6 protein-coding genes are annotated in these 7,322 nt (G+C 41.3%); 4 read left to right on the forward strand and 2 right to left on the reverse strand.

Annotation, left to right across the window (positions count from 1 at the left end; all coding sequences use genetic code 11):
* The coding region (glmM, locus tag GX756_05315; protein NLC17282.1) for a phosphoglucosamine mutase at positions 1–1,282 on the forward strand (1,282 nt) is incomplete at its 5' end.
* A gap of 74 nt (positions 1,283–1,356) precedes the next feature.
* On the opposite strand, the gene GX756_05320 is transcribed toward glmM, so the two are convergent.
* Entirely contained in the window at positions 1,357–3,075 is a 1,719-nt protein-coding gene (locus tag GX756_05320) for a fibronectin/fibrinogen-binding protein (protein NLC17283.1), read from the reverse strand.
* A gap of 207 nt (positions 3,076–3,282) precedes the next feature.
* Here GX756_05320 and GX756_05325 point away from each other — a divergent pair, with 207 nt between their 5' ends.
* Genes GX756_05325 through clpX form a run of 3 tightly spaced genes read left to right on the forward strand, consistent with a single transcriptional unit; the run spans position 3,283 to position 6,524 of the window.
* On the forward strand, positions 3,283–4,614 hold the full coding sequence (locus GX756_05325) for a trigger factor (protein ID NLC17284.1): 1,332 nt from the start codon (positions 3,283–3,285) through the stop codon (positions 4,612–4,614).
* A gap of 57 nt (positions 4,615–4,671) precedes the next feature.
* Positions 4,672–5,280, forward strand: a complete 609-nt coding sequence (gene clpP, locus GX756_05330) for an ATP-dependent Clp endopeptidase proteolytic subunit ClpP (protein NLC17285.1) — start codon at positions 4,672–4,674, stop codon at positions 5,278–5,280.
* Between the two features lie 2 nt (positions 5,281–5,282).
* Positions 5,283–6,524 (forward strand): ATP-dependent Clp protease ATP-binding subunit ClpX, encoded by a 1,242-nt coding sequence (gene clpX, locus GX756_05335; GenBank protein ID NLC17286.1) that lies wholly within the window; start codon positions 5,283–5,285, stop codon positions 6,522–6,524.
* A 103-nt stretch (positions 6,525–6,627) separates the two neighbouring features.
* Here clpX and GX756_05340 read toward each other — a convergent pair whose 3' ends face one another.
* Positions 6,628–7,299 (reverse strand): hypothetical protein, encoded by a 672-nt coding sequence (locus GX756_05340; GenBank protein ID NLC17287.1) that lies wholly within the window; start codon positions 7,297–7,299, stop codon positions 6,628–6,630.
* Positions 7,300–7,322 lie beyond the last annotated feature (23 nt).

Consider the following 7,322-nt stretch of genomic DNA (forward strand, 5'->3'; position numbering starts at 1 on the left):
CAACAAAGATTTGACCTTAGAACTATCGGCCAAAGTGGGCAACGCTTTGACCAAGCTCAAAAAAGCCCCCTTGGTAGTAATAGGCACGGACACCCGCGCTTCAAAAGATATGCTAAAATGCGCCGTCATGTCAGGCGTATTGGCGGGCGGCGGCAATGTCATAGATTTGGGGATATTGACGACGCCAGCGATTTCTTATATTACTACCTTGTATAAAGCCGATTTTGGCGTGGTTATCAGCGCGTCGCATAACCCGCCCGAATACAACGGGATCAAAATTTTTGACCATTTAGGCGAAAAACTAGGCGAGCTAGAAAGAGATTTTATTGAAAAGCTCATTGAAAATAACAAGTTTAATTATCATCAGAATGTTGGGAACATACGATACGATAGGGAATCACATGACCAATACATAAAATATTTGCTTGAAACCGTAGAAACCGATTTTAAAGGGTTAAAAGTCATTTTGGATTGCAGCAACGGCGCAAGTTTTGAATTAGCCCCCAAAATATTCCAAGATTTGGGCGCCGAGGTTTATTCTTATAATTGCAACAGCTCAGGACATGACATCAATGTCGGCTGCGGCTCTTTGCACGAGGAGTTTATAATCCAAAAAACCATAAAGCATCAAGCCGATATAGGTTTTGCGTTTGACGGCGACGCCGATAGGGTAATAGGCGCGACCGCGGATGGCAAGCTTATTGACGGCGATTTGATAATTTATATATTGGCAAGATATTTGCGCGAAAACAACAGGTTAATCGGCGATATGGTGGTGGGAACCCACCATACCAATATGGGCATGGAATTGGCGCTCCAAAAAATCGGCATAAAACTCATAAGGGCGGACGTGGGCGACCATTTTGTAGCGTGCCAGATGCAAAAACTCGGATGCGTTTTGGGCGGCGAGCAATCAGGCCACATAATTTTGAAAAATTATGCCCCCACGGGCGACGGTATTTTGGCGGCGCTGCAGCTTGTCAATGTCTTAAAAAAGACGGGCAAATCGGTAAGCGAGCTGGCGGATTACGAAACTTTTCCCCAAGTAAACATTAATATAAAGACCGAGCGCAAATACGAAGTTCTAAACGACCAATCGTTGCAATCTAAGATAAAAAGTATAGGCCAAGACTTAGCCCATAAGGGCAGGCTGCTTGTAAGGGCCTCGGGCACTGAGCCTAAGATACGCATAATGGTGGAATGCATTGATCAGGAACTTGCCCAAAAAGTGGCCCAAGAATTAGCCCAAAAAGCGGAAGAAGTGATTAACGAATTAAAATAAATATCGTTTTTTTAAAACATATTGATTAATAAAAATAGGTTAATAAAATAACATCTTAAAAGGCTAATATTTAATTATTTTATCAAGAATTCCTCATGCTTGTTTGGGTTTACAAACAAGGTTTTTTGATGGCTGTATGTCACTTTGCCCAAAGGCGATTTGGGCGGTTTTTTTACATATTTTATTAAGGTATAATCCACCGGAACATTTTGCGACATATGCGCTTTTGAGTAATAAGCCGTAATTTCAGCCGCGCAGACCAAAACCTTGTCGGGAATTTCTTGTTTGGCGCTTGCGATAACCGTATGCGAGCTGTGGATGTCTTTGGTATGAAGCCAAACATCCTCGGGTTTGGACTCGCGCACAAGACGGTCGTTTTGCAGGTTGTTTTTACCAACCCTTACCGCAAACCCGTCTATATTATATTCCCTGTATTTGCTCAAAACAGCTTTAGGTTTTTTGGCTGCGTCTTTTATCAAATAACTTTGCCTTAATTCAAGCTCTATTTCTTTTAAGTCGTTCACATCTTGGCATTGTCTTAAACTTTCCAAAACGGTTTCCAAATAATCGCAAAAATCATTTTGTTCGTCAATCTGAATGCGCGCGATTTCGGCGCTTTTCTTTTCTTTGTTATATTTTTTAAAGTATTTTTGCGCGTTGGCTTGCGCGTTAAGCTGGATATCCAAAGGGACTGTTACATAAGCGTTATCATAGTAATTAAAAAGCTGGACCTTATCTGTCTTATTTTTGATGTTATGAAGATTGCTCAAAATCAATTCGCCGTATAGCTTGTATTGGTCGGCCTTGGCGGATTCCCTTAATTTGCTCTCGGCGACAAAACGCTTTTTTTCGGCTTTGGATTTTAGGCTATTTAATGTTTGAAACAATTCGTTATACTTGACCTTAAAGGCGCTTACGCTGGTTTTATAGCCCATGCAGTAATCAATCGCCTTATTAACGCTATCAAAAGATTTTGTCTTTAGTCCCAAATGCATAGGCATTAGGTAATAATCGTCAGGCCCTTCGTCTTTATATGTCACCACGGGCGAAATTTGGTTGTCTTTCACTTTTTGGGAATATTCAAAAAACCGGTTATATACCGTTTCTTTGGATTTTTGGTCGAGCTTATTATCAAACACATTAATATCTTTTACCAGCCAATAGACCACAGAGGGCGCTATTCCTTTCAAAAAGCCCATAATGTAATTATCCAAAGCTCCGCCGCCAAATTGGTCAAGGCGGGCCAAGAACTGCTCGCGGTCGTCAATTGTGATTTTGTCGGGCGTTTGCGGATAGGCGTATGCGACATTGGGCAGCAAAATCCGCTTATGGGCGAGGTTATCGCTCTTCAAGTCGGGATATATATGCTTTACGCAGTCCGTGATTACGCCTTTTTCATTGACCGCTATCACATTGCTGTATTTGCCCATAATCTCGGCTATGACTTTGAAATTGACGGTATCCCTTAACTCATTCAAAACGCTAAAATTTAATTCCAAAATACGCTCATAAGGCGGTTGGATTATACTCTTTAATCTCGCTCCGTTGAGATATTTCCTAAGATGCATGCAAAACGCGGGCGCGTTAAGGGGGTTCTCAAAATTTTGGCTGGTCAAATGGACTCGCGCGTAATTATCCAAAGCGATAAGCAACTTTTGTTTGCCCGTTTTCGTATGAAAATTAAAAAGTAGGAGATTGGACGAGGGCATATAGATTTTTTCCAATCTCGCGTCAATTAATATTTTAGTCAGTTCGTTTTTGACCGCTGTCAAAGTCAAGGAATCAAAAGGCATTATGTAAACCCCGAAAGAACAAAACAATTTAAAATAATATTTAATATAATAATACACCAAAAACGCAAAATCTTTAACAGCAAATTGTTATTTTTTTGTGTGACAAATGTTCATTTGGAAGGCGCAGTTGCAATTGACAAAGATTACCTGTTTGGGTATAATATCTTGACAATATCAAAAACCAAAAAACAGGAGAATTAATTTTAGATGCAATACACAGTGGACAGGTCCGAAAAGGAAGTTAAGTTATCAATAAAAATAGACAAGCAAGAATGGGAGGAAGCTGTTGAGCAAGTTTATCAAAAAAACAAGCACAAATACAGTTTGCCTGGCTTTAGAAAGGGCAAAGCGCCTCGCAAGGCTTTGGAAGCCGCTTACGGCCCGTCCTTATTTTTTGAAGAATCTTTTAACGAAGTTTTTTCCAAGTCATATAGCGAAATTTTAATAAAAGAACGCGATATAGAGCCCATTAACCGGCCCAATGTCAGCATAGACGATATGGACGAAGACGGCAGCATGACAGTAACCGCCACGGTATTGGTAAGGCCGCCCGTCCAATTAGGTCAATATAAGGGCCTTAAGATAGAAACCGAAAAAGCGGTCGTCTCGGACGACGATGTTGACCATGAGTTGTATCACCTAAGGGAAAAAGCGGCTAGAAAAGTGCCCGTTACCGACCGCGAAGTCAAAGACGGCGACATTGTGGTTATTGATTTTTCGGGGTCTATTGACGGAGTGAAATTTGACGGCGGAACGGCCCAAAATTACGAGCTTGCAATAGGCAGCCAAACATTTATAGAAGGCTTTGAAGAGCAAATTATCGGAATGAAGATTGGCGAAACCAAGAACATAAACGTCAAGTTTCCCGACGACTACGGCGCGGAGCACCTAAAAGGCAAGCCCGCCGTATTTGAAGTCAAACTCAATGAGATATTTGTGAAAGAATTGCCCGAAGCCGACGACAAATTCGCTAAAGACACCAGCCAATTTGAAACATTAGACGAATATAAAGCGTCCATAAGGGATAGAATTTTGAAAGCGCGCCAAAGAGCCGCCGAGCTAGAAAAAGAAAACAAGCTAATTGAAAAAATCGCCGAAACCACGCAAGTGGATATATCCGAGGTCTTGGTAAACGACGAGCTTGATCGCATGATAGATGACTTGAAGTTTAGGTTATCTTATCAGGGCTTGACTTTGGAACAATATTTTAAATATCTCAATAGGGATGAAGCGCAATACAGGGAAAGTAAAAAGGCGGAGGCGCAAAAAACCGTTAAAATACGCATGACGATCGAAGAAATTATCAAAAAAGAAAATCTAGGCGCGACCCAAGAAGAGCTAAAGGACAAGTTTGCCGAGCACGCCGAAAAAGCCAAAAAGAGCGTTGACGAATATATGGAAACCATGACCCAACAGCAATATAATTATTCATATAACGATATAACTATGAAAAAACTCATATCGTTCCTGAAAGAAAATAACGAGTTTATAGAATTGGAGCCCAAGCAAAAAAAGCAAGAATGCGACCATTGCAAATAATAAGTTTTTAAGAATAAATGAGCAAAATCAGTTATAAAATAAAAGAGGTAGTTTATTATGTATAAAGACAAGATTTTAAACAACCATTTAGTGCCCATGGTCATTGAGCAGACCGAAAGGGGCGAAAGATCTTTTGATATATATTCCCGACTCTTAGAGGACCGCATAGTCTTTTTAAACGGCGAGGTTAACGACGTAACCGCCAATCTAGTTATCGCGCAATTAATCTACCTAGAAGGCAAAAATATTGACAAAGATATTTGCCTTTATATCAACAGCCCGGGCGGCAGCATATCGGCGGGCATGGCTATTTTTGACACTATGAATTACATTAAGCCTGATGTCAGCACTATTTGCGTAGGCATGGCCGCTTCCATGGGCGCGTTTTTGCTGGCGGCGGGCGCCAAAGGCAAAAGGTTCGCCTTGCCCAACAGCGAGATTATGATCCATCAGCCTTTGGGCGGAACGCGCGGACAGGCCAGCGATATAGCCATTCATGCCGAACATATTTTAAAAGTCAAACAAAGAATGATCAAAATCATGTCCGAGATAACAGGCCAGCCCCCCGCCAAAATAGAAAAAGATATTGACAGGGACTATTACATGTCAGCCGAAGAGGCGTTAAAATACGGACTTATTGATAAAATCTTTGTAAAAAGGAGTTAACTTTGATAGAAAAAGATTTTAGATGTTCGTTTTGCGGCAAGCATCAAGGCGAGGTTTCCCGCCTGATCGTAGGGCCCAGCGGAGTGTTTATTTGCGAAAGCTGCATAAACGAATGTCTTAACATTATAAAAAAAGACAGCAAGCCGCAGCCGATTATAAGGGATTTGCCCAAGCCCGAGCAAATCAAGGAAGAGTTGGACAACTATGTAATAGGACAAGAAGACGCCAAAAAAGTCTTGTCCGTCGCGGTTTATAATCATTACAAAAGGATAAACTACAACATTACCAATTCGCTGAATTCCAAGTCCAAGGACTCTGTAGAGCTTGAAAAGAGCAATATTTTGCTTTTAGGTCCCACGGGCTGCGGCAAGACTTTGCTGGCCAAAACATTAGCCAATATTTTGGATGTTCCTTTCGCGGTCGCCGACGCCACCACATTGACCGAAGCGGGCTATGTGGGCGAAGACGTTGAAAATATCTTGCTAAAGCTAATAATAAACGCCGACTATGACATCAAAAAAGCCGAGCGCGGAATTGTCTATATAGACGAAATTGACAAGATTGCTAGAAAGTCCGAAAATGTAAGCATTACTAGGGATGTAAGCGGAGAAGGCGTGCAGCAAGCTTTGTTAAAGATTATAGAAGGCACAATCGCCAATGTGCCGCCCCAAGGCGGACGCAAACATCCCCATCAAGAATGCATGCAAATAGACACGACCAATATACTGTTTATCTTGGGCGGGGCCTTTGTGGGGCTTGAAAAGATTATCAACAAAAGAAGCGCCCAAGCAAGCTTGGGATTTTCCGGCAATGTGCTAAGTCCCAAAGATGTCCAAGTTTCCGAGATCTTGAAGGATACCCAGCCCCAAGATTTAATAAAGTTTGGCATGATTCCGGAGTTTGTGGGCAGAGTGCCCGTAGTGGTTTCCTTGCACGCTTTGGACGAGAACGCTTTAGTCAGGATTTTGACCGAGCCGAAAAACGCGCTAATAAAGCAATACAAAAAACTATTCTCGCTTGACGGCGTGGAACTTGAATTTAAGCCCGAGGCAATCACAGCCATCGCCCGAAAAGCTATCAGTTTAAACACGGGCGCTAGGGGACTTAGGTCTATTTTGGAAGGCTGCATGCTGGATATTATGTTTAGAATGCCCTCCGACGACAGAATAAAAAAAGTCACTATAACCGAAGATGTAATACTAAACAAGACCGAACCTATATTGGAAATCAAAAAAGCAAGTTAAATAAAAAGCGGTTTAATTTATAAACCGCTTTTTTTATTGTTTAATAGTCTTTTTCTAAAAGACGCTATCAAGAGGCGTTTTATTTTTTTTAAAAACAGCTGCGCTAATTAAACCGTTTTGATTTTATAGCGTAACGCTTTTTGTTTTTTCTTTTAAAAGTAAAAAACGCCGAAAAATCCAAAAGATTAAAACAGATATTAAGAAAAACAATAGAGCCTACCGCGGCAGCGCCGCAAACCAACAAGCGCGTTAAGATAGGCGCAAAACCCAAAAGCGCCTTTAAAGAAAAAGTTATAGCGCAAGACGGTATCATAAAGGCGAGATTAAGCGCCAAGGTTTTCAAAAAATCCAGCTTCATTGACGTTAATTTTTTGATTTGATAGATGTGCAACAGCGCGCTTATAGTGTTAGATATGCCCAACCCAATAATCAAAGCGTCAATCCCGACCAAAGGCGTCAAAAACCAAATACACACGAACAGCAACGCTACGCCGATATAATAATTGATAAAAGCCTGCAGTTGCAACCCCATAGAATTCATCATAGAAGAAGTGATATGTTCCACGGTCAAAGAGATTATAATCACAGAGGCCTTCGCCAAAAACGCCCCCGATAATTGATTATTAAAAACAAACATGCCAATCTCATCTCCCATAATAAAAAACAAAGGAATAAAAACAGAAGCGGTAATTATAGAAAAACCTACCGCGTTTTTTGCCGTATTGCCAAGGCATGTCAAGTTTTTGCATTCGTATTCCTCATTGACTCTGGGCACCAGAGCCACGGCAAGCGCCCCTG

The organism is Clostridiales bacterium (assembly GCA_012512255.1).
Lineage (GTDB): Bacteria > Bacillota > Clostridia > Christensenellales > DUVY01 > DUVY01.